The following is a 25,117-nucleotide window of genomic DNA, read 5'->3' as shown; positions in this document are numbered from 1 at the left end:
ATGGGAAAAATGTTCACCAGCGCGCACTGAATGTGTTGATGTATCGGTTGGGTTTTTGGCGGATTTCGGAACGGATGATATGTGAGGCCTGTGTTGTTTGGGTAATTTGGTGTTCGGAAGTGGCGATAATAATATTCAATTTGTAAACAAAAAATCTGCAAATGAGATTTCTCTTTTTCAAATTGAATAAAATAAACAAATTGGCTAAATTGGATCTTGTCAACAAATGAATTGAGAGCCGGATATGTTTGATGAAAAAATGAATAAACTGATTCGCAAAAAACGCTCGTTGCTTTGCGTAGGGTTGGATACGGATATCGAAAAAATTCCGAACTGTTTGCTGTCCGAACTAGATCCGCTGTTCACATTCAATCGCGAGTTGATCGAAGCGACGCACGATTTTGTGGCTGCGTACAAAATTAACATCGCGTTTTACGAATCGCTGGGATTGCCGGGTTGGGAATTGCTGGAACGCACGTTGGACGTTATTCCGGATAATGTGCTGGTTATCGCCGATGCCAAACGCGGCGACATCGAAAATACCGGTCAGAAATACGCAGAAACCTATTTCAAAACATTCGATTTTGATGCAATCACCGTTTCGCCGTATATGGGGATGGATTCCATCACGCCGTTTTTGGAATATGAAGATCGCGGTGTGTTCATCCTTTGCCTCACTTCCAATCCCGGCGCAACCGATTTCCAATTCCTGAAAGTGGACGACGAGCCGCTGTATCTGAAAGTAGCCGAAAAATCGGTCAACTGGAATTTCCTTTACGGCAATTGCGGGCTTGTTGTTGGCGGCACGCATACCCATGAAATCAGGGAAATCCGCAATGTTGCTCCGGCGCTGCCATTTTTGGTGCCCGGCGTTGGCGCGCAGGGCGGAAATTTGGAAAAAGTTATCGAATACGCCACAGATGCGCGCGGCGAATCTACGCTGATCAATTCCAGCCGGACGGTGATTTACGCTTCGTCCGAACGCGATTTCGCGGAAGTTGCCCGCAATCGCGCCAAAGGGTTGCGCGATCGCATCAATATGCTGATCAGTATTCACAAAAACCCCGGATTGTTGGACTTAAATTGATGCGAACACGATATTGTATTTTAGCCAGCGGCAGTCGCGGCAACTCCATTTTTCTCGAAGCAAATAATACCCGTTTTTTGATTGATGTGGGGCTTTCCGCCAAACAAATTGAATTGCGATTGAAATCGCGCGGCGTTGAGCCATCCTCGATAGATGCCATTGTGTTGACCCACGCCCATCGCGATCATGTTCATGGTGTTGGCACGTTTGCGCAGCGCCACAAAGTTCCGGTCATCGGGCATCCGGACACGCTGGATTCCATCACCAATTTGCTCAAAATCGGTCAGGAAGTATTGCCAAAAGTGGATGCGTTTGAGTTCGGCGGTGTGCGTTTTAAGCCGTTCCGCGTGCCGCACGATTGCGACCCGACCCACGGATATCTCATCGAAACCGCCACAAAAACCTTCGGTATTTGTACGGATTTGGGCTACGTTACCGGCACGGTTCAGGAACACATCTGCCGGGCAAATATTTTGTTATTGGAAAGCAATCACGATCCCGAAATGCTGAACAACGGCAAATATCCCTGGGATTTGAAACAGCGAATCGCCGGACGGTTCGGGCATTTATCCAACCAGAACGCGGGCGAATTGCTGTATGACATTTTTGGCACACAGCTCGATCACATCATTCTCGGGCATTTGAGCGACGAAAACAATACGCCGGAATTGGCGTTAAAAACCGTGTTGCGGCACGTCGGCGATCAGTATCGCAGCCGTTTCACGGTGATGGTTCAAAAAACTGTTTCGGATATGTTTACGGCTTAGCGCCGGAAATTGAAAATAAATCCACTTTTTTTATCGACCACTGCGCATTACTTTTTTGTTGATAAAATTTGAATTACACTTTTTTCCAATTTGAAATTGATCAGGTGAGTAATGATGGCAAAAAAATGGCTGATTGCCCTGTTTTGTAGCGCATTTTTGATGAACGCAACCGCACACGCCGGATTGTTTGACGACCGTTTTCCCAGCCCGAAATTAAACGCGATGGGTGGCGCCGGTGTGGCAATCAACAGTGGTATTTGGGCCGGTTATTACAATCCTGCTGCGCTCAGCCAGGTTTCCAGAATTGGTGTTGGCAGCAGCTATCAGCGAATATTCAACACACCGTTTTTGAACAATTTTTTTGGTGCAGCAGCATATCCGATTTCTCCAAAATACGGCACGATTGGGGTTAACATCGAGTATTTCGGTGTGGATTACGAAGGCGAAAATCTCACCGGCGAATATGCCTTGCGCCTCTCGCACGGATTCGATTTGTTGCGCGATATCAACAGCAGCCTTTCGTTCGGCTATTCGTTAAAATTTCAATATTTGACGTATGGTGAATCCGTTGGCGGACAGGAACTCGGGAACGCAAATGTGATCGGATTGGATGTCGGGTTTCAGGCATCGGTATATTCCCGCACATTTGTGGGCGTCTATTTTCTGAATCTGAACGCTCCGCAGGTGGGTTCGGAATCGCCGCGCGATCTGCCGCAGCGCATTGTCGCGGGCATCGCATACCAGCCGTACGATGGCGTGACTACCACGCTGGACATCAACCGTTCGCTGGACGCCAATCAAAATGAAGTATGGGGCGGCGCGGAGTTCCGGGTATTTGACATGCTCGACCTGCGTTTTGGCGGCACCACCAATCCCAACCGCTTTACCGCTGGGCTGGGCATCAACTTCAAACAATTCAGCATCGATTACGCGCTCAAAACCCACAGCGAACTCGGCGAAACCCATGTTTTTGGCATAGTTTATGGGCTTTGATCGAGCTATTTATTTGTGCAACAGTAACTGATTTTGGTATAAAATTAATGGCAAAAACCTTCATTATTCTCGGCAGTATCAACATGTTTTTGACGGTAGCCTTGGGCGCATTTGGTGCGCACGGCTTGAAAGGCCGGTTGTCTGCAGATCTGATGGCGGTTTACCAAACCGCTGTGCAGTATCACGGTATGCATGCGTTGGGGTTGCTGTTGATTGGCATTATCGCCCATTGGCTGGGTCAATCGGCGCTGATCAACTGGGCTGGCTGGCTGCTGCTGACGGGAATTGTGCTGTTTTCGGGAAGTTTGTACACGATGAGTTTTACCGGCATTCGCATGCTCGGTGCGATCACGCCGTTTGGCGGCGTTGCCTTTTTGGCTGGCTGGCTACTGCTGGCGCTTGCCGCGTGGAAAGCGGCGTAATTTTTCACTCCTTTTCCGGCACTTCCGACTGTTTTTCGCCGGTTTTCCCACCATATTTGACATACAAATCCATCGCCTGAAAAATTTTGTGAATCAACTGAACATCGCGCAACTCAGGATTGGCGCGCCCGAACAGCCGTTTGAACCGCATGATAAAACGGTCCCAACTGTCGTGCGGCACAAAATCGAGCTGGCGCATTGTGGCTTCGAGATGTGTGTAAACACTTTCCGTTTGCACATGATTGGCAAGTTCCCATTCGTAAACCGGCGCATTGCCGGGACGGGCGTTGTAACAAGCGTAGGCATAAATCATCACCGCCTGTGCGAGGTTCAGCGAAGGATGGTTGATTGCCGCAGGAATCGAAGATGTCGCCTGGCAAATGCGCAATTCGTCGTTCGTCAATCCGCTTTGTTCGCGCCCGAAAACCAGCGCAATGTTGTGCTCCGGGGCAATCTGCGCAATGCGCGAACCCACTTCCTCCGGCGTAAATGTAGGCATGCGATATTCGCGAACGCGATTGGTGGTCGCCACCACAAAATGCATATCTGCAAGGGCTTCCGGAAGACTGGCGAACACCCTGGCGTTTTCCAGAATATCCTCCGAGGCATGCGCCAATTTCCGGGCATCTTCCGACAAATGGTCGCAGGGGTTGATCAGCCACAATTTGGAAAATCCCATCGTTTTGATGGCACGCGCCGCTGCGCCCACGTTTCCGGGCGAAAACGGTTCGACTAAAATAAAATGCACATTTTCCGGATTTACCGGCGGGAAGTTGTTGTTTTCCATCGCTTTTTCGATTTTGAGTTACAATTATTGCCAAATCTGCGCGAATAATATAGCCCGGGCGACCGGCTGCGTCAAGTACCATTGAGGGTTGGAGGAAACCCGATCCGTTCGTATATTCCCGCCCGATAAAATGAAAACAGGATGAGAAATGACAGCAAATATCTGGAAATTCCGGATTCCGAAAAACGCAAAAAATGACCTCGTGCGGATGCGCGTGGTGAACGAATTGAATCAGGGAACCACCCGAAAATTAACGCTGCTCACCGCGCCGGTGGGTTTTGGCAAAACCACCGCCATTCGCCAATGGGCGGATAACAGCGGTATGAAGCACGCCTATTTTGCCATCGATGCGTTGGACAACGATCCGGCGCTGTTTTTTAAAAACTTGGTGACGGCACTTCAATCGATCCAAAAAGGCTTGGGAAAAGGCGTTTTTGAATCGCTGCAATCGGCGAAAACCGTTTCGATGGAAGCTGCAATTGAGCAATTGTGCAACCAGATAGGCATGGTTTTGCAGGATCACGCCATTATTCTGGATGATTTCCATTTGATCAAAAATGATGCGGTGCACGGCATTGTGGCGTTGCTGATTGGCTATTTGCCGCCGCAATCCAAAATGATGATCGCCGCAGAAACAGATCCGCCGTTTGCGCTCGCAGAAATGCGATCTGCCGGACAATTGAAAGAAATTCACCCGCCACACCTCAGTTTTACAATGGACGAAGCCGAAGCATTTTTGAAAGTGGCGATGGAATTGAAGGTCGCTTACGGCGATGCTTCCGCGCTGGTTGTGCGCACCAAAGCAAAACCTGCGTCGCTAAAATACGCCGGATTGTGCCTGCGCCAATATCCCTCGCTTTCCGAATTTGTGAGTGAATTTGAAAAAGAAGAACGCGACGAAAGCGAGTTTTTGATCGATATTTTGTTAAAACACCAGACGGCGGAAATAGCCAAAACAGTGCCGATGCTGACCATCGCCGATGCGATTAATCCGGCGCTTGCGGCACAAATCAGCGAGCAAAAGGATTGCGGCTGGCTGCAGGAACTCGCTGAAAACGGCGTTTTTGTCACTGCTTGCGGCGATGGCTGGCTCCGGCTGCATCCGTTTTTGGATAACGTTTTTGCCAAAGTATCTGCTATCGAAAACAGCGGAGAAGCGCACACCCGTGCGGCGCTGTGGTTCGAGCAAAATAACCAGCCGCACAACGCAATAACACAGGCGTTGGCCGGCAATAATTTTCATTTTGCGGGACAGTTAATTGGCAATCATGCGATGGAAATGTTGCAAAACGGGGAGTTGCTGTCGGTTGTTGCTTGGCTGAATGCGTTGCCGGCATCACTGGATCAACTGTTGCCGATGCTCTCTGTTTGCCGGGCGTGGGTGAAAATCGTCCGGCAGGATTTCAGCGATATCGAGCCGTTGCTGGAACAGGCGATGGCCGCGAAAATGCACGCCGCAGCGCCGTCGGAAATTGCCGAACACGTGACCGCCATTCGCGAATATTTGGCGGATAAAAAATAAGCGGTTTAATCGGTCATCGATTGGGCGGGTAAAATAACCGGATTGAAGGCTTTGGCGGCGACAATCACGCGATCGCCGATGCGAAAATCCCGCACACTTTCCGGCGTGGCAATCACCCGGACTGGCGTGTTGCCCACCGCAACGGTGACAATCACCACCACATCGCTGGGCGTCATCGCCAAAATTTCTCCCTCAAATTTGAATTTGCCGCTCAGTTGTTTCCCGATCAGCACATCCGCCGGCGCGCCGATGTTTAGCTGTTTGCCCTCATCCAGCACCAACACGCGATTGCACAATTTGAAAATTTCGCCAATGCTGTGGGAAACCAAAATGGTGGTCATCCCGAATTCCTGATGCAGCCTGAGCAAATCATCCTGCAATTTGCGGCGCATTTCGTCATCGAGTGCGGAAAGCGGCTCGTCGAGCAGCAGCAATTTCGGCTGACGAACCAGCGCTCGCGCCAACGCCACCCGCTGTCGCTGCCCGCCGGAAAGCGTTTCCGGTGAGCGATTTGCCAGTGTCGTCAAATCCATTAATGACAATAGTTTATCGATGATCTCCGCTGATTGTCCGCGCGCCAGGGCATACGCCAGATTTTTGCGAACGCTCATGTTCGGAAACAGGGCGTAATCCTGAAAAACCATCCCGGTTGTGCGCTGTTGCGGCGGCAGGTTTTTGCGAGTTTTGGCATCGAACCAACATTCGCCATCAACAATAATTTGCCCGGAATCCGGACGAGACAGTCCTGCGAGAATGCGCAAAGTGGTGGTTTTCCCTGCGCCGGATTTCCCGTAAATCGCCAAAAATTCCCCGCGTTCCATCGAAAAATCCAGCGAAAGCGGATGCTCGCCGGTGGCCGTATGCAATATTTTTTGCACAGAAATTTGCAGCATCGGCATCAGAAATCGAAAATTTCTTCCAGAATGGATTTGTAGAGCTTCGATTTTTTCTTCTTTTTATCTGCTTTCAGCGATGCGGCACTGCCGGTGTTCATCGGTGCGCTGGCTGCGGCAACTGCTCCGCCCGCAGGCGTAATTTGCGAAACGGTTCGCTCGATAATTTTATCCAACTCGCCGCGATCCAGCCAAACGCCACGGCATTTCGGGCAATAATCAATCTCGATACCCTGTCTTTCGGTAATTTGTAAATCGATCAGGCAGCTTGGGCAATGCATGGCAACTTCTCCATTTGTGTTGGTGTCTGGTTCAAAACGCAGCCGTTAGTTAAAAAGTTTCCGGCGATTTGTCAAGTGAATGTGAACTTTGCGCGATTGCGAAAGTATAAAATGAGCGATTTGAGCGTTATTCTTGACTTGAGCGTTTTACATTGTTAATATCCGTCGATGAAAAAAGCCGTAACCCGATAGCTGTTCGGACATCTAACTTTCCGGGTCAATCCGGATCAAGTTCATTTAAAAACGGAGCGAAAAAGATGAAACAATCACTGGTAGACAGTGTTTCCATTTACGCAAAAACAAATTTACCCACCCTGTTCGGCGATTTTAAAGTTTACGTATTTCACAACACCATTGATCATAAAGAACATCTGGCAATCGTGAAAGGCGACCCCGCGAAGCAGAAAACCGTGCCTGTGCGCATTCATTCCGAATGTTTGACCAGCGAGGTGTTGGGTTCGCTGAAATGTGATTGCCGGGAGCAATTGCAAACCGCGCTCAAATATATTTCGGATAATGAAAACGGCATCGTTTTATACATGCGGCAGGAAGGGCGGGGCATAGGACTTGGCAATAAAATACGGGCGTATGCCTTGCAGGAAACCGGTTACGATACCGTGGAAGCCAATCACAAACTCGGTTTTGCAGATGATTTACGGCGATACGACGTTGCCGCAGCAATGCTCCACCATCTCGGTGTGAATCGCATTGAGCTGATCACCAACAACCCGAACAAAATTAACGGTGTGGAAAAATACGGCATCGAAGTCGCCAAACGGTTGCCGCTGGAAATTGAGCCGAATCCGTTTAACGAACAGTATTTGCACACCAAAGCCGATAAATCCGGGCACATGCTGAATTTGCAGCAGTGGGTAAATCATGTGGATTTAGCCGGCTGATTGCTGACGGATGAAATTGATAATTGAAACAGATGTTCGGCAGGACTATCGCACTGTTTTTGCGGGATTTAGCCGCGAATTATTTTTGGCGCTAAATCCGCCGTTCCCACCGGTTGAGCTGCAGAAATTTGGCATGGCGAAAGGCGATGAAGTTCACATTTTGTTGAAATTTGGGCTGTTTCGTCAAAAATGGGTGAGCCTGATTACCGAAACCGGCGAGAGTGAATCTGAAATTTATTTTGTTGACGAAGGCGTTTCGCTGCCATTTTTTCTGAAGAAATGGCGGCATCTCCATCGCATTTTGCGCCGGGAAAACGGCGCCCGAATCATCGACGACATTACATTTGAGGGGCGATTTTCGCTGCTCACCTACCTTTTATTCCCCGTTTTATATGCGCAATTCCGCTATCGCTCGCCGGTTTACCGGCGATTTTTCGGCAAACCGTGAGCAAAATTCCGGAAAAATTTACAGCGGACGCAGGGCGGATAATCCGCCGTCAACCGCGATAACCTGCCCGGTTATCCAGCCGGATTCCGGCGACAGCAAATATGCCGCAAGGCTGGCGACATCGTCCGGCGCACCAATTTTTTTGATGGGATGCCGGTTTTTTGAAGCCTCAACTTTGTGTTCGTTATTGAGCAAATGCCCGGCCAACGGCGTTTCGGTGATGGACGGTGCAATCACATTGACGCGAATATTCGCCCCCGCAAATTCAGCTGCCAGCGATTTGGCAAATCCTTCCACTGCCGCTTTTGCCGCGGCAATCGACGCATGAAAATTCATTCCCGCCAGCGAAGCAACGGTGCTAAACATAACGATTGACGCCGGTGCACCTTTTTTCAACATCGGCAAAACCGCCTGAATCACTTTCACTGCGCCAAATAAATTTACTTCCATATCGTTCTGGAAATCGGCGATGTTCAATCGTGGGAACGGTTTGAGGGTGATGGTTCCGGGGCAGTAGGCAATGCCATGCAGTTGCTCCGGCACAAAATCCGCCAAAGTTCCGAGCGTTTCGCCGGTGACATCCAGCGATAAGTGCGGTGCGTTCAGGCTGTCTGCTGCATCTTTCTGGTTACGCGATGCCAGCCAGATATTCGCCTCGCGTTCGCGCAACTGCCTTGCCAGCGCCAATCCGATTCCTGAATTTCCACCGATTATCAAATAATTGTTTTTGTTGAGATGCATGGTTTCCTCCGTTTCTCAAATATTGAAAAAGCTGTCGCAGATGTCTAATTTTTCGCGCCGAATAGCAATAAAAAAGGCAGCGAAAAAAGCGTCGCTGCCAAAAAATGGGCGAAAGTTGTTGCCATTCGCTAAATTTTATAAACTTGCTCAAAGGTTGTCAGGCGTTTGAAAACCGCCGGATGTTCGTAATTGAAATTGCTGAAACCCTGCCCGCCGACAAACACATGTACGCCATACGATTGGCAGGTATTGCACAGGTTCAAAAATTCTTCGCGGAAAGATTCCGGATCAGAAATCATGGTACTGGAAATGTAGAGGCGATCCGGTTTCAGCCGGTCAAAAATCTGGCGGATTTCCAGTGTCGGTGTAATTTGCCCACTGAACATAATTTGAAAGCCACGGCTTTCCAGAATGTGATCGACCATTTTTAGCGCGATATCGTGCAATTCCAGCGATGGGTTCAGGCAGAGCGCCCGTCCGACTTTCCGTTTGGGAATTCGAATAATGCCCTGAAGCCGGACAATGCTATCGCGGATGGTTTGAGTTGCCAAATGTTCGTCCATAATCGATACGACATCATTGCTCCAATTTTGCCCGATTCTATATAGCACCGGCGTAATCAGCTTGTCGTAAATTGCATGCAGCGGATATTGCCCAAGATACAAGCCATTCAGCACCTGCTGAACGCGATCACGGTTGCATTCGAACGCCTGATTATAAACATATTCGATCAGAAATTCGAAATTCCCTTTTAAAATGTAATGGCTGATATCGAGATCAACCTGGTTTTCCAACGGAAACAAATTGATTTTTGAGGTTTTTTTCTTGTTCTGATGGAGGAATTCCGCAAGGTGATCCATTAAAAATTTGCGATGTCCACCTACGCTTTTAATGCACTGAAGCTTGCCTTCGTCCGTCCAGCGTTTAATGGTCGAAACATTCACACCAAGAATTTTGGCTGCTTCTTGGCTGTTGAAATGTTGGATGTTCTCTTTAATCATAAGTCAGCCTCATTGTTAACGAAAGAATATAGTCGAAAAAATAACCCTTGTCAATCAAAAGAGCGTTTTGAGCGATTTTGCTTGACTATCTGTTTTTCGGGTCATATATTAAAAACGCTCATAACGCTCAAATTTACGAGCCAAGATACAGATTGCGTCACAAGTTCGCAACTGTATTTTGAATTCGGGCGAAACAGCTAAAAAAAGATTCAGGGTTTTAAATGGAAAAATTTACTGAACTAACAGAATCGCGTGAGATGTTTTACAAAGCACTGGATGATAAATCTGCTATCGAACCGGCTATTGAGCGATTTGGAAATTTAGCGAAGCAATACCCGGCAATTGCCGGCAGAATGAAAACTTACACCGGTGCGTTGGTTGGATTGAAAGCGAAATATGCATTTTGGCCGCAGGACAAGCTTTCCTATGTAAATGATGGTTTGAAATTACTGGATGAAGGTCTGGAAAAAATGCCGGATGATTTAGAAACGCTGTTTATCCACGGTACGGCATGCCATTATTTACCGTCGTTTATCGGGCGAGGTGCACAGGCTGCGGCAGATTTCGAAAAAATTGTTCATTTGCTGCCCAGTGCATATCAGTCGCATGATCCCGAGCTGATCGAAGATATTCTCAAATTTTTCTCAAAAGAAAAAGTTTTGAGCGGACCAGTGAATGAGAAACTGTTGGTATTTAAACAGCAAATGAAGCAATGAAAATCGAATATTTGATATACAATTTGATTGTGTTTAGCGGACCGTTTGTGCTCAGTTTCGACCGGAAAGTGAACTTTGTGCAATACTGGCGATTCGCGTTTCCCGCGATTGCGATTCCGTTGGTGCCATATATTTTTTGGGATGCGCTGGTGACCCATCGCCACTGGTGGTTCAACGAAAACTACACGCTCGATGCCCGTTTTTTGAATCTGCCGATTGGTGAATGGCTGTTTTTTATCTGCGTGCCATACGCCTGTTTGTTTATTTGGGAAGTGTTGGGCGCATATTTCAAAAATCCGCAAATCCCGGCGCTGTCGCGGTTGCACACCGCGATGTTGGTCGGCATTCCCGCCGGTATCTGGTTTTGGGTTGACGGAAAAGAATATACCGCGCTGGTGCTGATCGCGCTGGGTTTGGTCGGGTTTTTGGAACGTGCGCTGCAAACCGGGATTTTTTCGCAATCGCGAACCTGGCGTTTTTTGGCGATTGTCTCCGGATTGACACTGGTTTTCAACGGTTATTTGACGGCGCGTCCGGTGGTGATGTACGATCCGGCATTTCAACTGGATTTTCGCATTTTCACCATTCCGGTGGAAGATTTTGGGTATGGGATATCGCTGGTGCTGTTCAATGTTCTGTTGTTCGAATTCTTTAAACAAAAAGCAGCGGCAAAATCCGATACAATGGTCGAATCCGTAAATCAATTAGCGGATTAAAACAGGAGCAACTGTGAATCAGGAAGTAGTAATTATCGGCAGTGGATTGGGCGGATTGAGCGCAGCCATCCGGCTTGCGAAGCAGGGATTTCGTGTCCAGTTGTTCGAAAAAAATCCGGTTCCCGGCGGAAAAATGGGCGAATTTTCTGCAAATGGCTATCGTTTTGACACCGGACCATCGGTGCTAACGATGCCGTTTGTGATCGATCATTTGTTTGCATCTGTTGGTGAGAATCGCGAATCGCACCTCACTTTCCGTAATCTCGACCCGATTTGCCGCTATTTTTGGAACGACGGTTCGCAACTGGACGCCAGCGAAAATGTGGCGCAAATGCAGCAGGAAATGCGCCGCTTCTCCGAGTCAGACGCCAATAATTATCCCAAATTTCTGGATTACGCGGAGCGGATTTACGACATCACCGGCAATATTTTTCTGCAAACGCCGGTGCACGAAATGCGCCATTTGTTCAGCGAACTGGACATGGCAACGTTACTGAGATTTCCGCAAATCGATCCGCTGAAAACCGTGCATAGTAGTGTCGCCCGTTATTTTGGCGATCACCGCATTCAGCAATTGTTTGACCGCTTTGCCACTTACAATGGCTCCAATCCATACAAAGCGCCCGCCACGCTAAATGTGATTCCGTATGTGGAGCACGGTTTGGGTGCTTTTTATATAGAAGGCGGGATGTATCGGCTGGCAGAACAACTGGTTTCACTGGCGGAATTTTTGGGTGTGGAAATGCACTTTTCCTCGCCGGTAGAAAAAATCGAGCACGACGGTGGTCAATTGCGCGGCATTCGCGTGAATGGCGAATTTGTGCCGGCAGATTTTGCCGTGTGCAACGCGGACGAGGTGACCGCACACAACACGCTCATCGACGGATTTTCCGGACGGCGGCAATCGCTGAACCGGCTGGAGCCGTCGCTTTCCGGGATGGTGTTTATGTGGGGCGTTGGTCGGGAATTTCCGCAACTGGCGCATCATAATATCCTGTTTTCCGGCGATTACGCATTGGAATTCAAACAAATTTTTGATGAAAAACGTGCCCCGGATGATCCCACAATTTACATCGCCATCACTTCCAAAAGCGATGCGGGACACGCGCCGAAGGGCTGTGAAAACTGGTTTGTGCTGCTGAATATGCCGTATCTCGCCGGGCAGGATTGGGCGATTGAATCAGAGCGGATGCGCCGGATCGTGCTCAAAAAGCTGCGCGAAAACGGCATCGATGTTGAAGCGCATATTCAAACAGAACAACAGTTTACGCCGCAAAACTTTTTCGATTTTTATGGCAGCAATCGCGGCAGCATTTACGGCATTTCCTCCAATTCGCCGATGGCCGCGTTCAAACGTCCGGCGAACCGCAGCCGGGAAATTAACGGGCTGTATTTCGCGGGCGGATCGTCGCATCCGGGCGGCGGTATTCCGTTGGTGATGCTCTCCGGGAAAATGTGTGCCCGGCTCATCGCCGAAGCTGCCGGCGCATCCGCGGAAGCAGCACCAGTCGCCGAAGCTGTCGCATAATTTTTTGAATTTGAAATCATATGAAATGCACTATCGCCACAAACTGAACATTGCTCTGTGGCTAAAAAAGTAGAAGGAAAATAATGAAAAAAGCAGTTGTCATCGGTTCAGGATTTGGCGGGCTGTCCGCCGCCATTCGTTTGCAGGCGCGCGGGTTTCAGGTGTCGTTGTTCGAGAAAAACGCAATGGTCGGTGGACACGCCTATCAATTTAAAAAAGATGGCTACACCTTCGATATGGGACCGTCGCTGATCACCGCGCCGGAAATTATTCAGGAAGTGTTCCAGTCTGCCGGTCGCGATATGAAAGATTATCTCGATCTGATTTACCTCGATCCGTTTTACCGGATTTATTTTCACGACGGCAGATTTATGGATTACTCCGGCGACAGCGAAAAAATGAAACGGGAAATGGCCAAATTCAGCCCGGAAGACGCTGCCAATTACGATAAATTTATCGATTACGTCGAGAAATTATACAAAGCCGTGATTGTCGACCGGCTCGGTGCAAAGCCGTTTGACTTCCCGACGATGCTGCAATTTCTGCCGCAGGCGCTGAAACTGAATGCGCTGTTGCCTGCGTATTCGGTGGTCAAAAAATATTTCAAGCATGAGAACAATCGTTTTGCGTTTTCCTTTCACCCGCTGTTTATCGGCGGCAGCCCGTTCCGTTCGCCATCGGTGTATTTGATGATCCCGTATCTCGAAAAACACGGCGGTGTGTGGTTCACCAAAGGCGGGATGTATTCGCTGGTTCGGGCGTTCGAAAGCTTGCTTTCGGAAATCGGGGGACAAATTTACACCAACAGCGAAGTGCAGGAAATTGTCGTGAAAAACGGCAAAGCCTGCGGTGTTTATGTGAACGGAGAATTTCACGAAGCGGATGTGGTCGTTTCCAACGCCCATTTTGCGCATACGTATAGCGATCTCATCAAGCCGGAAAATCGCCGCCGCTGGACCGACAAACGCGTGAAAAAGCTGGCTTACGGCATGAGCACCTGGCTGCTTTATCTCGGCGTGAAAAAGCAATATCCGCAACTGCTGCACCACACGCTGATTCTTTCCGAGCGATACAAAGGGTTGGTGAAGGATATTTTCGACAATAAAATTTTGCCGGAAGATTTCTCGATGTATCTGCACGTGCCCACCCGCACCGATGCGGAAATGGCGCCGCCCGGCTGCGAGAGCATGTATGTGCTCATTCCCGTGCCGAATTTGCAGGGCGATATCGATTGGGAAAAAACCAACCAGCCGTTCACCGAAAAAGTGCTCGATTTTCTCGAAAAAGATTTCGGTTTGGACGGTTTGCGGGAAAACATCGAAGTGATGGAAACTTTTACGCCGCTCGATTTTGCGGCGAAACGCAACAATTATCTTGGCAGCGCGTGGGGCGTGGAACCGAAGCTCACCCAAACTGCCAGTTTTCGTCCGGGCAATCGCAGCGAGGATGTGAAAGGGCTGTATCTGGTTGGTGCGAACACCCATCCGGGTGCGGGCGTGCCGGGCGTTTTGCTCACCGCCGCCGCGACGGATCGCGCCATCGCGGAAGATCTTGGGCTGCCGGTTTTCCCGGCAAGCGTTGAAGAATCGCTCATCGAAGCGGTTTGAAATAATGTCCGGCAGCAATTTAGGGAGACCCCTGCCTTCGCAGGGGTGACCAAAAGCTGTCATTCCTGCGAAGGCAGGAATCTCCTGAAAATACCCGTATTTACCATTTTCGGAGAACAACAAAGTAATTAAACCGATCTGAAAAGATCAAATTTCGAACAATAATTTTCGATGATAAAAAGGAGGCAAGTCGTGAAATTCTGGTCTGATCCAAAATGTAAGACCGCATTTGAACATGCACGGATGCTGACTGCGTATTACTCCAAAAGCTTTTATATTTCCGCACGGATGCTCCCGACCGAGCGGCGCTGGGCAACCTTTGCCCTGTATGGATTTTGCCGCTATGCGGACAATTTGATCGATAATCCCCGCCATCGCAGCAACGCGGAATTGCTGGAGGAACTCAATAATTTTCGTACGGAGCTGGAAGTTGCCTATCGCACCGGCGAGTCCGAACACCCGATTATTTGCCCGTTCATTATCGTCGCGAAAAAATATGGCATTCCCATGGAATACCCGTTAGATTTGCTCGAAGGCGTGAAAATGGACATCTGCAACACCCGTTACGAAACCTTCGACGATTTGTATTTGTTCTGCTATCGCGTTGCGGGTGTGGTCGGATTGATGATGACCCACGTTCTCGGCTACAAAAACGAAAACGCGTTTTATTACGCGGAAAAACTGGGCATCGCGATGCAGCTCACCAATATTTTGCGCGATATCAAGGAAGATAAAGAAATGGGACGCATTTACCTGCCGCTCAGCGAAATGCACGTTATCGGCGTATCCGAAGATGATATTTTGAACGAGCGAATGACCCCGCAAATGCACAAATTGATGCGATTGTATGTGCAGCGCGCCCAGCGGTTTTATGAAGAAGCCGCACCGGGAATCCCGATGCTGTTGCGCCAGTCGCAATTTGCGATCTATTCCGCCAGCAAAATTTACAGCGGTATTTTAATGAAAATTGAGGCACGCGATTTCAATCCCTTTCTCGGGCGCGTTTTTGTTCCGCAAATGAAAAAAGTGGGCATCATGCTCCGGGAAATTATCCGTACGCGACTGTTGCCGCAGGGCAAACCCAAACCCATTTGGGAATACGAAACCGCGGAATAATGAAATCGTTTTGCCGCAAAGGCGCAAAGGGCGCAAAGAATGGTTTTATCGGTCATTCCGGGTTTGTCCCGGAATTTCCTTATTATTACTGCAATTGATGCCTTGCGAACGCCGCGCCGTTGCGGCAATAAAAGTGGCAACCAAAATCGAGCCAACCCATGATTCCAGCCAAACCCGCCCGTTGGGCAAACATCGTTTTTTCGAAGTATCTGAAGCGGTTGATGAAACGCAGTTTCAACAGCGTTCAACTGCTCGGCGATGTGCCGGATTTGGCGCCGGATTTGCCCGTTTTGCTGCTGCCCAACCACAGCACCTGGTGGGACGGATTTTTTGCGTATTGGCTCAATAAACAACTGTTTCAACGCCCGTTTTATTTGCTGATGCTGGAACGTGAGCTTAAAAAATACCCGTTTTTCCGGAAAGTCGGGGCATTTGGCATCACTCAGGAAAATCCTAAAAGTGTCATAAAAACAATGGCTTATGCGCGATCTTTGTTGGCGATGGATTCGCATCCGCTGATCACGATATTTCCGCAGGGCGAATTACTGCCAAATATGCGACGGCCGCTCGGCTACAAAAACGGCGTCGAGCGCATTCTCCAAAAATACGATGGTCGGGTGAATGTGCTGCCATTGGCGATCCGCTGCGAATTTTTGGGCAAACAACTGCCCGACGCCCATTTGTTGTTCGGCAAAAATCACGTTTTTTGCCGTGACAGCTTTCCCGGAATGCAGTGGCTGGAAGAAATTGAAGAGCATGTGCTTCAGGATTTGAGCCAGCAAATCGAAACCGGCGAAATCGGTTGCAACTTGCTGACCGCAATTCCTGAGCGTTCGAAAGACATCAGCATCACCGGCAATTTTTCCCGCGATATTGAGCTCTTAAATAAACCTGTTAATTTATTGAAATGATTACACTTGGCTACATTGTATTGGGTGTGCTGAGCCTGCTGTTGCTCATCACTATCTTCAACGCGATTACGGCGCCGCAATTGCGAAAATCGCCGCAACCGGTCGCGTTTCCACGGGTTTCCGTGCTGGTTCCGGCGCGCAACGAAGCGGAAAATATCGGCAACTGCCTGAGCGGTTTGCTGGCGCAAGATTACCCGGATGTTGAAATAATTGTGTTGGATGATCATTCGACCGACGAAACCGCAGAAATTGCCCACCGCTGGCAACAGCGATCCCCAAATTTGCGACTCATTTCCGGTGCGCCGCTGCCCGATGGTTGGCTCGGGAAAAACTGGGCGTGTCACCAGTTGAGCGAAGCCGCCAGCGGCGATATTTTAATTTTCGCGGATGCGGACACTCGCCACCAACCGTCGGCGATTCGCGGAACCGTGGGTTGGATGCAGCGCCAGCAACTCGGCATGCTCACCGCTTTTTTAACGCAGACAACCGGCACATGGGCGGAAAAACTGGCGGTGCCGCTCATTTATTTGCTCGTTTACAGCTCGCTGCCGCTGTGGCTCACGCGATTTTCACGATCGCAATCGACTGTTGCGGCGAACGGCCAGTGGATTGCGTTCACCCGCGACGCATACGAAAAGCTCGGCGGACACACAGCCGTTCGCAGCGAAATTGTGGAAGACATGTGTTTGGGACGATTAGCTAAATCTAAACATATCAATCAGTTGGCGGTTTCGGCTGCCGACGTGATTCGTTGCCGGATGTATCATTCGGCAGATGAGGTTTTTCAGGGATTTTCGAAGAATTTGTTCGGCATCGTTAATTACCGGTTGAGTGGTTTGGTGCTGTTGCTTGGCGTTCTGTTGTTCACCGGTGTTCTGCCTTTTGGCTTGCTATTTGTTCCGGGCGTTGCGAATTTGGGCATTGTCGCAGTTGCGCTGTTGTTGGCGATCCGCATCATCGCCGGGTGGCGTTTTGGCATTTCCGGCGGTTGGGGAATGTTGGCGCATCCGTTTGGCGTGCTGCTGGTTTGTGCGATCGCTTTTCGCTCGCTGTGGCAATATCGAAATGGCGGCATTCGCTGGAAAGGGCGCGAAATTCGCTCCAAACCGGATGCGATGCTTCACGAACAAATTCAATAGAAAGACTAACTTATGCGAAAAGTTGTGCTGTTTATCGCCTGTAGTTTGGATAATTATATCGCCGGAAAAAATCACGAAATCGACTGGCTGTTTACCGATCGCGATTATGGTTACGACGATTTTATCGCCGGGGTGGACACGGTAATTATGGGGCGAAAAACCTTCGATGTCGCGCAGTCTTTTGGCGAATATCCCTATCCCGATCAAAAAGGGATCGTGTTTTCCCGGAGTAAAGCCGGGCAAAAAACGCAACATGTGACATTTGTGGATGATGATATCGCCGCTGTTGTGCAATCGCTGAAAGCCCAGCCGGGAAAAGATATTTGGCTGGTTGGCGGCGCGCAGTTGACTATGGCATTTTTGCAGCAAAACTTGATCGATGAGTTTGTGATTTCCGTGCATCCGGTGCTGCTCGGCGATGGCATTCCGCTGTTTCCGGCGGGATTTTCCCGGCAAGATCTGGCGTTCGAAAATTGCCAGATTTTCAACACGGGTTTGGTGCAACTCACTTATTCCCGGCGATGAAAAATTTAGTAAACCCAATATGAACAAAGAATTACGTATCGAAAATAACTGGCGCAATGCCGAAATGCTGAAAATCGGCGGGCTGTATTTTTTTCTGCTGGCGGGCGGATTGTGGCATGTGCTCGGCGTTTTCCAAACGGTGATGCGCATTTCCGCCGGCGCGGTAATTACCGGATTGGCGCTGTGGGTGGCGTGGGAAGTGTGGCAAATTTTCGCGGATTCCGGCATTCGCCGGAAATTTGCGATATGGTGCAGCGCAGTCGTTTTGGCAACATTTTGGATTGAATTTGCGGGCGTTCACACCGGCGAAATTTTCGGGAGTTACGAATACGGCGCAACGCTCCAGCCGCAAATCGGCAGTGTGCCCGTTGCCATCGGTTTTGCCTGGCTGGTGATGCTGATTTCGTCCGTTGCGGTTGCGCAGCGATTGTTACCCCAAAAATGGCTTGCAAATCTGCCGCTGTTCGTCGTCGCTATCGGTGTGCTGATGGTGCTGTTCGACGCGGTGATGGAACCCGCTGCGATTCGCCTCAACTACTGGCACTGGTTCGGCGCAACTGTTCCGCTGAAAAATTATCTCGCATGGTTTGTGGTTAGCGCCGTTTTTGCGGGCATTGCGTTCCGGTGGCAACTGTTTCGCCAATCGCTGCCAAAAATCGCGTTTCATGCGTATGTTGCGCAATTTCTATATTTCGCAATAGTGCTTTTTGCCTGACAAAACCAAAAATTTATCTTTTATCACTTATCCTTTATCCTTTAAAAAATGAAATACGACAAACAACAAATTTCCCGAACCGGATTTGCCATCGCCGCAGGAATTATTTTGCTGTGGGCGGCGAATTTGGTTTTCTGGGTTTCCCGCGATTTGAGTGCGCTGCCGTTGGCGCTGGTGCCGTTGGGTATTGTGCTGCAAATTTTTCTGTACACCGGTTTGTTCATCACCGCGCACGATGCGATGCACGGCTGCGTAACGCCCGCCAATCACGGGTTGAACAATGCCATCGGCACGCTTTGCGTTGCGCTGTATGCGTTGTTTTCATTCAACAAATTGCACGAAAAACATTGGGAGCACCACCGCCATCCCGCCAGCGGCGACGATCCCGATTTTCACGATGGCGAGCACCCGCAGTTTCTGAGCTGGTACGGCCATTTTTTGTGGAGTTACATTAGCTGGTGGCAGGTTGCCGGAATGGCGTTGATTTTCAATGTGCTGGAACATGTGGCCGGCGTTCCGGCGCTCAATCTGGTGTTGTTTTGGGTGATTCCCTCGCTGTTAAGCACGTTCCAATTGTTTTATTTTGGAACGTTTTTGCCACATCGCGAGGAAGAAGCCGGTTTTAGCGATGAGCACCGGGCGCGAAGCAATTCGTTCAGTCCGTTGCTGTCATTGTTGACGTGCTATCATTTTGGCGGGTATCATTGGGAGCACCATGCGTATCCGCATGTGCCGTGGTGGAAATTGCCGGCAACGCGCAAAAATGCGGTTACGACTCACCGAGTAGCTGAGTGATTTTGCTTTTCACGATATCAATGGCGATGTGATTTCGACCGCCGCGCGGAATAATGATATCCGCATAGCGTTTGGACGGCTCGATAAATTGCAGATACATCGGGCGAACCGTTTCCTGATATTGCGCCAGCACCGAATCCACCGAGCGCCCGCGTTCGTTTATATCCCGCTGCAACCGGCGAATCAGACAGATGTCCGGGTCTGTATCCACAAAAATTTTGATGTCCATCAAATCCCGCAATCCGGGAATCGCCAAAATCAAAATACCTTCTAAAATAATAATCTGGTGCGGTCCGATTTTCCGGGTTTCGCTGGTTCGCGAATGCGTTTTGTAATCGTAAATGGGCTGCTCGATCACTTCGCCGTTGAGCATCTGGTGGCAGTGCGAAATCAGCAAACCGTGGTCGAACGCATCCGGGTGATCGTAGTTGAATTTGGCGCGTTCCTCGATGGGCATATCGCCCAAATCGCGATAATACGCATCTTCCTGAATAATCGCCACTTTGTCCGAACCGAGCGAACGGTGCAGCGTTTTGGCAACCAGTGTTTTTCCGGAGCCGCTCGCCCCGCCAAGTCCAATTAAAATGCCATGTTTTTCCATTTGATAATCAACCTAACTATTGTTAAAACAGATACTTAAAAAAGACTTGTGTACAGTCCGTACAGGGCAATCAATTCCCAAATAACGTTCAAAATAAACAGCGGATATGCTTTGTAAAACAGCGCATTTGCAATCAACCCAACGCTGCCGGCGGCGTTCATCAATTGATAATTCACCGATGAGCTATCCACCATTTTCAACGTAATCAAGCCGTATGCAACGAGAATCAGCACCATACCGATCCAGCCGAAAATATCTATCGCAAGTTTGTATTTTTTCATAAAATTGTCAGTATGTTATTCGATTTTTTGGTTGAAACCGGATTCCGGGCATTCTACATTCCACTGGTTAAGATTGCCAATTGCGAATGGCAAACCTGAAAAAATAAGCAAGTTTTCGCAAAAACCAAACGACTATCGGAAAAACTGGGCGAGCCGGAAATTATGATTCAAAGTGATTATGTGCGCAGATTAATTGAGCAGTTGGGAAAAGCGCTTCGGGCGATTTTGCAGGCGGAACAAACGGGTGATCGCCGTGGGTTGGAACAACACTTCGAAACCGGCGGGAAAACCTTGCTGGGCTTCGATTTGAAACTGCTGGATGCGCTGGATGAGCCTGCGCTGCGCAAGTTTTTTCAACCGGATGCGGAACTGGACGCTGGAAAATGCCTCGCCGCTGCGATGTTTCTGCGCGAGAAAGCCAGCCGTTTTGCGGATGAACTGGATGAAAACCGGCGATTGCTGCTCAATCAAAAAGCGTTGTTTTTATTGACGATAGCGCTGGAAGAAAGTCCGGTGCTGCGGGAAACGGAATTTGCCGCCGCGTTTCCGGAAATGCTGGCAGCCGTTCCGGTAGAATCGCGGACAGCCGGAATTTTGGGCGCGCTCCGCGATTATAACGAAACGCTCGGCGCATTCGCCAAATGCGAAGATGTGTTGTTTGAGCAAGTGGCGCAGCAGTTTATTTCGATCGACGACGCGCAGGATTTTTTGCGCGATTTGCTCCGGCGGAGCGACGCCGAACTGAGCGCCGGAAATTTGCCCCGCAGCGAAATTGAGGAAGCGATTGCCGAGCTGGAATATCGCAAAAAACCGCACCCGAAACTTCCCAAATTGACCCGCTGAGCCCTTTTCGCATCGAACAACCATCGCATAACAGTGCTGCAAATTGCGGATGTTATCGAGCCGGCTAAAAATCAATTACCGCCGCAAAATGAAGCAATTTTTCCGGCGAATTCGGTGATGTCCGCTCCGTTCAATTTACCAATTGTTTTGATAACCATTTTTCTGTCAATTGTTGCAAAGCGCATACGGATAAGTGACGGTTTGGGCAATTTGGCCAATTGCCATTCGCGGATGATATGATCGCTCGTTCTTTCGGATTTCAAATTGCTCGTCACAAACGCGATGACGATTTCATTTCCATGATTGTATTCGGTCGGAGACACAATCAGTGCTGGGCGCTTTTTGGTCGTCGATAAATCCGTAAACGGGAACGGCACCAGCACAATGTCCCATTTTTTACAGGTGATCATAAATTTCGTCTTCCGGATTGTCCCATTCCGCAAAAGTAGATTCGGACATTCGCATCACTTCGCTGATGTCATCCTGTTCCAGCAATCCGGCAAGGCGTTCCTTGTTTTCATTGATATAGTTTTCAATCCAATCCTCAACCAAATTACCCATCGTTTTGCCTTCGACAGAAGCGATTATTTTGAGCGCTTTGCGCTTCTGGTCATCGAGTCGGATACTCATAACAGCCATCGGATTCTCCATTTGTAATATTTACTACATGTAATATAAATGGACAATTGTGGAAATCCAACTCAATTGTCTCCGGTTAGCGAACCAGCAGCATTTTCCGGGTTTGCACAAACTGGTTTGCGCTAACGCGATAGAAATAAACGCCGCTCGGCAACTGGTTTGCGTCGAACGCAAATTCGTGCTGTCCGGCGGCAAGCTTGCCGTTGAACAGCTCCGCAACGTTTTGCCCGAGCATGTTGAACACCGTTATCTGAACGTCCGCCCGCTCCGGCAGCGAAACGGAAAACGCCGTTCCGGGGTTGAATGGATTCGGGTAATTCTGCGACAGCGCGTAATCGCTCGGCATTGCCGTTGGCGAATCGTCGATCGCGAGTGCAGAAGTGCCGCCGGAAATCGCCACCAATCGCCCGTCATCCGCTGCGCCGAGGATATCGACGGAGCCGTTGCCATCCAAATCTTCGTGCGGAAAAACCAGCGTTGCGCCCTGCAGAAAATCGCTTTTCATATCAAACGAATCGAAAATAGTGCCGTCTGTGCCGTTGAGCATGTATAAATTATCGTTGCGATTGGCAACGAGCACATCCTGAATGCCATCGCCGGTGAGATCGCGAATGGCGTGTCCGCTCCAACTGAAATCGCCGAGCAGCGTTTGCCAAATGATGCTGCCATCTGCGCCGCTCACGCAGTAAAAATTGCTGCTGAAGGTGGAAATCAGCAAATCGTCCAGCCCGTCGTCATCGAGATCCTCGATGATGCGGATCTGGTTCACCGCCGAAAAGCCGCCGGAAAATTGCCAAACCATATTTCCTGTTTCGCTATCGATGCGGTAAACCGTTGAAAAATATGCACCTGCGATCACATCCGCGGTTTCGCCGGGCACGTCGTAACGGATCACTTCCCGCCCGCCGCCAGCTGGTTCACCAATCGGAAAATTCCACAGCGATGCGCCGGAAACCGGATCGTACGCAATAATCGCGTATGTATTTTGGGTACCGGCGCCGGTGGCAACCACCACATCGTAGCTGCCGTTGCCGTTTACGTCACCGATGGCGGCGCCCATCCGCAAAAAGCTGCCGACAAACCGCGACCACAAAATTTGCCCGTTTGTCCCGTCGAAAAGGTAAACTGTCCGGCGTCCGCCGAGTCCGTTGTCCGTGGCGCTGCCAGTTGCCAAAATATCGTTTACGCCATCGCCGTTGAAATCGTCAACAGCCACAACGCCGGTGATGTCGCCCAATCCAAACTGGTTGGGGTCGTCGGTGCCGAAATCCCAAATAATTTCACCGGTTTGCCCGTCCAGCGCATAAACACGCTCGTTTCCGCCGCCGGTGCCGATGACCACATCCTCAAATCCGTCGCCGTTGAGATCGTTCGCGATCGCCAGTGCGCGCTGTTGCGGTGGCAAATCATTCGTATTGCCGATGGCGCCCGCACTGGAATTGGAAATGTAGCTGGAAAACCGCCACAGCTCGATGCCTTTATCGGCGCTTGCACCATCGAGACAGATCGTCCAGTAATTACGGGTGCAGAGCACGATTTCCCGAATGCCGTCGCCGGTGAGATCGGCAATGGTTTTCAGCGCCAGCGGGCGATATTCGTTAAAACTGGTCGCGGGATGATCGGGCACCTGATATTCAAAATATTGATAGCCGCCATTGAACGGACCGCTGACGCCCGTGCCGCGCAACGCAATTTTTTGCGATGCCACAGTCACATCAAAACTGGACAGCGTGAGTGTATCCAGATAAACCTGACCTTCGCTTGGCGAGAAAAACACCGTCACATCAAACGTATCACCGGGCGAAATAATCCAGATCGTCGGCGTCGGTTCGAGATAAAATGCCGGATCGTTGTTGCTGAACCCCTCGATATTCAGCGTTGAAATGCCTTCGTTGACCACCTGCAATTCCCATTCGACGATGCCTTCCTGCCCGACCCAGATGTTCCCGAAATCGTGCGAATCCGCGATCAAACCGATGGTCGGATTGCTGAACATCCCGCGTGCGGTGAGGCTCAGTTGCGCTTCCGGTTCCGCCGGATCGTTGCTGAAAATGCTCATCGTGCCGGATTGGTTGCCCGCAGTGTCCGGCGAAAAATAAACCCAAACTGTCTGGTTTCCGCTTGCCGGAATGTTGATCGGCAGCAAGTCGTTTTCAATAAAAAACAATGGGTTATCGAAAGAAATATTGTCGACGGTGAGCGTGCCGTTGCCGATGTTCAAAATATTCAGCGCGACTGAATCGACCGTGGCAACCTCCGTCAGCCCGAAATTGAGCAGCGATGTCAGCAGGTCGATATTGCCCGCGCCGCCGCCGGAAATCTCGAATTCGAACAGCGCCCGCTGCGCCGTTCCCACAGGATCGGCCACCAGCCACAGATGATTGCCGTCCCACGCCAGCCCGCGAGGACTGGTGGAAATCGGGTCGGCAATTGGGATCAGCCCGACCGTATCGGATTTGGCGGGATCATAAATGTAGATGTTCTCGGCGTCGCCGTCGTTGTTGTCCATTGCGTAATAAAAAAACTGTCCGTCGAACGCGATGCCCTGCGGCTGATCACCGAGCGTTTGAATGGTATCGACAATCGTTTGGGTGGTCACATCCATTTTATACAGCGCGGCGTCCTCGTTGGGATAATACAGCGAATACCACAGCCCGTCGCCATCCCAGCACAGCCCGCTGACGTAATTGGTGCCGGTGAGAATCGTGTCCACCGGCGTGCCGTCCGGCAGCAGTTTCACGAACGCGGATGTCGCGGTGGTGGCGCGCCGGAAATACCAGAAATGTGTGCCCGTCCACGTCAATCCCTGCGACGAGCCGAGCGTTGTTGGGATGGTGCCGGTCTGGTTGCCGTTCAAATCAAATCGGGTCAACTGGCCGGCGTTGCCCGCGCTGGTGCTGCCGCTGGACAACCAGATGGACGAACTGTCGGAGGTCAGCCCGTATGCCGAGTTGAAATACGCTTCGCCCGGCAATTCGTAAACATTTAGTAACGTTTGGGAAAACAACAGGTTAGCCCAAAAGAAAATCAAAATGGTCATGCAACGGAAAATCATTCGCGGATTTTGCATGAATTTTCTCCCCGTTTGAGATAAAAAATTTTGTTCGTTTTGGATTTCTGTGTTAAAACAGGTTACGAAGGGAT

The 25,117-nt window shown here is 49.9% G+C and carries 28 protein-coding genes; 18 read left to right on the top strand and 10 right to left on the bottom strand.

Going from position 1 to position 25,117, the window contains the following annotated elements; translation table 11 throughout:
- Positions 1-244: 244 nt before the first annotated feature.
- The 4 genes from pyrF (at position 245) to H6629_06950 (ending at position 3,269) form a co-directional block, all read left to right on the top strand.
- Entirely contained in the window at positions 245-1,087 is an 843-nt protein-coding gene (gene pyrF, locus H6629_06965; GenBank protein ID MCB9067535.1) for an orotidine-5'-phosphate decarboxylase, read from the top strand.
- Positions 1,087-1,854, top strand: a complete 768-nt coding sequence (locus H6629_06960) for an MBL fold metallo-hydrolase (protein ID MCB9067534.1) — start codon at positions 1,087-1,089, stop codon at positions 1,852-1,854. The genes pyrF and H6629_06960 overlap by 1 nt, the downstream gene beginning before the upstream one ends.
- Before the next feature lie 111 nt (positions 1,855-1,965).
- Positions 1,966-2,847 (top strand): hypothetical protein, encoded by an 882-nt coding sequence (locus H6629_06955; protein MCB9067533.1) that lies wholly within the window; start codon positions 1,966-1,968, stop codon positions 2,845-2,847.
- 47 nt (positions 2,848-2,894) lie between these two features.
- A complete protein-coding gene (locus H6629_06950; protein ID MCB9067532.1) occupies positions 2,895-3,269 on the top strand; it encodes a DUF423 domain-containing protein in 375 nt (124 codons plus the stop codon).
- Positions 3,270-3,273: 4 nt separating this feature from the next.
- Here the strand turns inward: H6629_06950 and H6629_06945 are convergent, their stop codons facing one another.
- Positions 3,274-4,056 (bottom strand): RNA methyltransferase, encoded by a 783-nt coding sequence (locus H6629_06945; GenBank protein MCB9067531.1) that lies wholly within the window; start codon positions 4,054-4,056, stop codon positions 3,274-3,276.
- A gap of 148 nt (positions 4,057-4,204) precedes the next feature.
- Here H6629_06945 and H6629_06940 point away from each other — a divergent pair, with 148 nt between their 5' ends.
- Positions 4,205-5,578: a hypothetical protein gene (locus H6629_06940; GenBank protein MCB9067530.1), complete on the top strand. Its 1,374-nt coding sequence runs from the start codon at positions 4,205-4,207 to the stop codon at positions 5,576-5,578.
- Positions 5,579-5,583: 5 nt separating this feature from the next.
- Here the strand turns inward: H6629_06940 and H6629_06935 are convergent, their stop codons facing one another.
- Together H6629_06935 and H6629_06930 are read right to left on the bottom strand one after the other, a co-directional pair.
- Positions 5,584-6,471 (bottom strand): ABC transporter ATP-binding protein, encoded by an 888-nt coding sequence (locus tag H6629_06935; protein ID MCB9067529.1) that lies wholly within the window; start codon positions 6,469-6,471, stop codon positions 5,584-5,586.
- 5 nt (positions 6,472-6,476) lie between these two features.
- On the bottom strand, positions 6,477-6,752 hold the full coding sequence (locus tag H6629_06930) for a zf-TFIIB domain-containing protein (protein ID MCB9067528.1): 276 nt from the start codon (positions 6,750-6,752) through the stop codon (positions 6,477-6,479).
- Positions 6,753-7,009: 257 nt separating this feature from the next.
- Here H6629_06930 and ribA point away from each other — a divergent pair, with 257 nt between their 5' ends.
- Both ribA and H6629_06920 read left to right on the top strand, forming a co-directional pair.
- Entirely contained in the window at positions 7,010-7,651 is a 642-nt protein-coding gene (gene ribA / locus H6629_06925; protein ID MCB9067527.1) for a GTP cyclohydrolase II, read from the top strand.
- A gap of 10 nt (positions 7,652-7,661) precedes the next feature.
- Positions 7,662-8,099, top strand: a complete 438-nt coding sequence (locus tag H6629_06920; protein MCB9067526.1) for a hypothetical protein — start codon at positions 7,662-7,664, stop codon at positions 8,097-8,099.
- A gap of 18 nt (positions 8,100-8,117) precedes the next feature.
- On the opposite strand, the gene H6629_06915 is transcribed toward H6629_06920, so the two are convergent.
- Entirely contained in the window at positions 8,118-8,840 is a 723-nt protein-coding gene (locus H6629_06915; protein ID MCB9067525.1) for an SDR family oxidoreductase, read from the bottom strand.
- Between the two features lie 128 nt (positions 8,841-8,968).
- Entirely contained in the window at positions 8,969-9,841 is an 873-nt protein-coding gene (locus tag H6629_06910; GenBank protein ID MCB9067524.1) for a helix-turn-helix domain-containing protein, read from the bottom strand.
- Positions 9,842-10,062: 221 nt separating this feature from the next.
- Here H6629_06910 and H6629_06905 point away from each other — a divergent pair, with 221 nt between their 5' ends.
- The 10 genes from H6629_06905 to H6629_06860 all read left to right on the top strand — a co-directional run bounded on the left by H6629_06905 (position 10,063) and on the right by H6629_06860 (position 19,609).
- Positions 10,063-10,557 carry a hypothetical protein gene (locus tag H6629_06905; protein MCB9067523.1) on the top strand — a complete coding sequence of 165 codons (495 nt, stop codon included), beginning with the start codon at positions 10,063-10,065 and terminating at the stop codon, positions 10,555-10,557.
- Positions 10,554-11,273 (top strand): lycopene cyclase domain-containing protein, encoded by a 720-nt coding sequence (locus H6629_06900; GenBank protein ID MCB9067522.1) that lies wholly within the window; start codon positions 10,554-10,556, stop codon positions 11,271-11,273. Before H6629_06905 ends, H6629_06900 begins: the two co-directional genes overlap by 4 nt.
- 13 nt (positions 11,274-11,286) lie before the next feature.
- Positions 11,287-12,801, top strand: coding sequence for a phytoene desaturase (crtI, locus tag H6629_06895; GenBank protein ID MCB9067521.1), 1,515 nt, complete (start codon positions 11,287-11,289; stop codon positions 12,799-12,801).
- Positions 12,802-12,884: 83 nt separating this feature from the next.
- Complete coding sequence (gene crtI / locus H6629_06890) at positions 12,885-14,408, top strand: phytoene desaturase (GenBank protein ID MCB9067520.1); 1,524 nt, start codon at positions 12,885-12,887, stop codon at positions 14,406-14,408.
- A gap of 192 nt (positions 14,409-14,600) precedes the next feature.
- Positions 14,601-15,524 (top strand): phytoene/squalene synthase family protein, encoded by a 924-nt coding sequence (locus tag H6629_06885; protein ID MCB9067519.1) that lies wholly within the window; start codon positions 14,601-14,603, stop codon positions 15,522-15,524.
- 158 nt (positions 15,525-15,682) lie between these two features.
- Positions 15,683-16,435: a 1-acyl-sn-glycerol-3-phosphate acyltransferase gene (locus H6629_06880; protein ID MCB9067518.1), complete on the top strand. Its 753-nt coding sequence runs from the start codon at positions 15,683-15,685 to the stop codon at positions 16,433-16,435.
- Positions 16,432-17,574 (top strand): glycosyltransferase, encoded by a 1,143-nt coding sequence (locus H6629_06875; protein ID MCB9067517.1) that lies wholly within the window; start codon positions 16,432-16,434, stop codon positions 17,572-17,574. Before H6629_06880 ends, H6629_06875 begins: the two co-directional genes overlap by 4 nt.
- Positions 17,575-17,586: 12 nt before the next feature.
- The gene (locus H6629_06870; GenBank protein MCB9067516.1) at positions 17,587-18,099 is read left to right on the top strand and encodes a dihydrofolate reductase; all 513 of its coding nucleotides are present in this window, start codon (positions 17,587-17,589) and stop codon (positions 18,097-18,099) included.
- A gap of 19 nt (positions 18,100-18,118) precedes the next feature.
- The gene (locus H6629_06865; protein ID MCB9067515.1) at positions 18,119-18,814 is read left to right on the top strand and encodes a carotenoid biosynthesis protein; all 696 of its coding nucleotides are present in this window, start codon (positions 18,119-18,121) and stop codon (positions 18,812-18,814) included.
- A 48-nt stretch (positions 18,815-18,862) separates the two neighbouring features.
- A complete protein-coding gene (locus tag H6629_06860; GenBank protein ID MCB9067514.1) occupies positions 18,863-19,609 on the top strand; it encodes a fatty acid desaturase in 747 nt (248 codons plus the stop codon).
- Here H6629_06860 and udk read toward each other — a convergent pair.
- Positions 19,584-20,210, bottom strand: a complete 627-nt coding sequence (gene udk / locus H6629_06855; protein ID MCB9067513.1) for a uridine kinase — start codon at positions 20,208-20,210, stop codon at positions 19,584-19,586. The genes H6629_06860 and udk overlap by 26 nt on opposite strands.
- A gap of 35 nt (positions 20,211-20,245) precedes the next feature.
- Entirely contained in the window at positions 20,246-20,491 is a 246-nt protein-coding gene (locus H6629_06850) for a hypothetical protein (protein ID MCB9067512.1), read from the bottom strand.
- A gap of 162 nt (positions 20,492-20,653) precedes the next feature.
- Here H6629_06850 and H6629_06845 point away from each other — a divergent pair, with 162 nt between their 5' ends.
- Entirely contained in the window at positions 20,654-21,334 is a 681-nt protein-coding gene (locus H6629_06845) for a hypothetical protein (protein MCB9067511.1), read from the top strand.
- A gap of 71 nt (positions 21,335-21,405) precedes the next feature.
- Here H6629_06845 and H6629_06840 read toward each other — a convergent pair whose 3' ends face one another.
- From H6629_06840 to H6629_06830, 3 genes are all read right to left on the bottom strand, one after another.
- Complete coding sequence (locus H6629_06840; protein ID MCB9067510.1) at positions 21,406-21,741, bottom strand: type II toxin-antitoxin system PemK/MazF family toxin; 336 nt, start codon at positions 21,739-21,741, stop codon at positions 21,406-21,408.
- Positions 21,731-21,973 (bottom strand): hypothetical protein, encoded by a 243-nt coding sequence (locus H6629_06835; GenBank protein MCB9067509.1) that lies wholly within the window; start codon positions 21,971-21,973, stop codon positions 21,731-21,733. The genes H6629_06840 and H6629_06835 overlap by 11 nt, the downstream gene beginning before the upstream one ends.
- Positions 21,974-22,049: 76 nt before the next feature.
- Positions 22,050-25,043 (bottom strand): choice-of-anchor D domain-containing protein, encoded by a 2,994-nt coding sequence (locus H6629_06830; protein ID MCB9067508.1) that lies wholly within the window; start codon positions 25,041-25,043, stop codon positions 22,050-22,052.
- Positions 25,044-25,117: the final 74 nt, after the last annotated feature.

The sequence above is a fragment of the Calditrichia bacterium genome, from assembly GCA_020634975.1.
Lineage (GTDB): Bacteria > Calditrichota > Calditrichia > RBG-13-44-9 > J075 > JACKAQ01.
Note: the sequence above shows the minus strand (reverse complement) of the source record. Positions and strands in the feature narration are given on the sequence as shown.

Excerpts from the sequence above, each read along its gene's own strand:
- pyrF (MCB9067535.1), top strand. The coding sequence starts at position 245 with ATGTTTGATGAAAAAATGAATAAACTGATTCGCAAAAAACGCTCGTTG.
- H6629_06960 (MCB9067534.1), top strand. The coding sequence starts at position 1,087 with ATGCGAACACGATATTGTATTTTAGCCAGCGGCAGTCGCGGCAACTCC.
- H6629_06955 (MCB9067533.1), top strand. The coding sequence starts at position 1,966 with ATGATGGCAAAAAAATGGCTGATTGCCCTGTTTTGTAGCGCATTTTTG.
- H6629_06950 (MCB9067532.1), top strand. The coding sequence starts at position 2,895 with ATGGCAAAAACCTTCATTATTCTCGGCAGTATCAACATGTTTTTGACG.
- H6629_06945 (MCB9067531.1), bottom strand. The coding sequence starts at position 4,056 with ATGGAAAACAACAACTTCCCGCCGGTAAATCCGGAAAATGTGCATTTT.
- H6629_06940 (MCB9067530.1), top strand. The coding sequence starts at position 4,205 with ATGACAGCAAATATCTGGAAATTCCGGATTCCGAAAAACGCAAAAAAT.
- H6629_06935 (MCB9067529.1), bottom strand. The coding sequence starts at position 6,471 with ATGCTGCAAATTTCTGTGCAAAAAATATTGCATACGGCCACCGGCGAG.
- H6629_06930 (MCB9067528.1), bottom strand. The coding sequence starts at position 6,752 with ATGCATTGCCCAAGCTGCCTGATCGATTTACAAATTACCGAAAGACAG.
- ribA (MCB9067527.1), top strand. The coding sequence starts at position 7,010 with ATGAAACAATCACTGGTAGACAGTGTTTCCATTTACGCAAAAACAAAT.
- H6629_06920 (MCB9067526.1), top strand. The coding sequence starts at position 7,662 with ATGAAATTGATAATTGAAACAGATGTTCGGCAGGACTATCGCACTGTT.
- H6629_06915 (MCB9067525.1), bottom strand. The coding sequence starts at position 8,840 with ATGCATCTCAACAAAAACAATTATTTGATAATCGGTGGAAATTCAGGA.
- H6629_06910 (MCB9067524.1), bottom strand. The coding sequence starts at position 9,841 with ATGATTAAAGAGAACATCCAACATTTCAACAGCCAAGAAGCAGCCAAA.
- H6629_06905 (MCB9067523.1), top strand. The coding sequence starts at position 10,063 with ATGGAAAAATTTACTGAACTAACAGAATCGCGTGAGATGTTTTACAAA.
- H6629_06900 (MCB9067522.1), top strand. The coding sequence starts at position 10,554 with ATGAAAATCGAATATTTGATATACAATTTGATTGTGTTTAGCGGACCG.
- crtI (MCB9067520.1), top strand. The coding sequence starts at position 12,885 with ATGAAAAAAGCAGTTGTCATCGGTTCAGGATTTGGCGGGCTGTCCGCC.
- H6629_06880 (MCB9067518.1), top strand. The coding sequence starts at position 15,683 with ATGATTCCAGCCAAACCCGCCCGTTGGGCAAACATCGTTTTTTCGAAG.
- H6629_06875 (MCB9067517.1), top strand. The coding sequence starts at position 16,432 with ATGATTACACTTGGCTACATTGTATTGGGTGTGCTGAGCCTGCTGTTG.
- H6629_06870 (MCB9067516.1), top strand. The coding sequence starts at position 17,587 with ATGCGAAAAGTTGTGCTGTTTATCGCCTGTAGTTTGGATAATTATATC.
- H6629_06865 (MCB9067515.1), top strand. The coding sequence starts at position 18,119 with ATGAACAAAGAATTACGTATCGAAAATAACTGGCGCAATGCCGAAATG.
- H6629_06860 (MCB9067514.1), top strand. The coding sequence starts at position 18,863 with ATGAAATACGACAAACAACAAATTTCCCGAACCGGATTTGCCATCGCC.
- udk (MCB9067513.1), bottom strand. The coding sequence starts at position 20,210 with ATGGAAAAACATGGCATTTTAATTGGACTTGGCGGGGCGAGCGGCTCC.
- H6629_06850 (MCB9067512.1), bottom strand. The coding sequence starts at position 20,491 with ATGAAAAAATACAAACTTGCGATAGATATTTTCGGCTGGATCGGTATG.
- H6629_06845 (MCB9067511.1), top strand. The coding sequence starts at position 20,654 with ATGATTCAAAGTGATTATGTGCGCAGATTAATTGAGCAGTTGGGAAAA.
- H6629_06835 (MCB9067509.1), bottom strand. The coding sequence starts at position 21,973 with ATGGCTGTTATGAGTATCCGACTCGATGACCAGAAGCGCAAAGCGCTC.
- H6629_06830 (MCB9067508.1), bottom strand. The coding sequence starts at position 25,043 with ATGCAAAATCCGCGAATGATTTTCCGTTGCATGACCATTTTGATTTTC.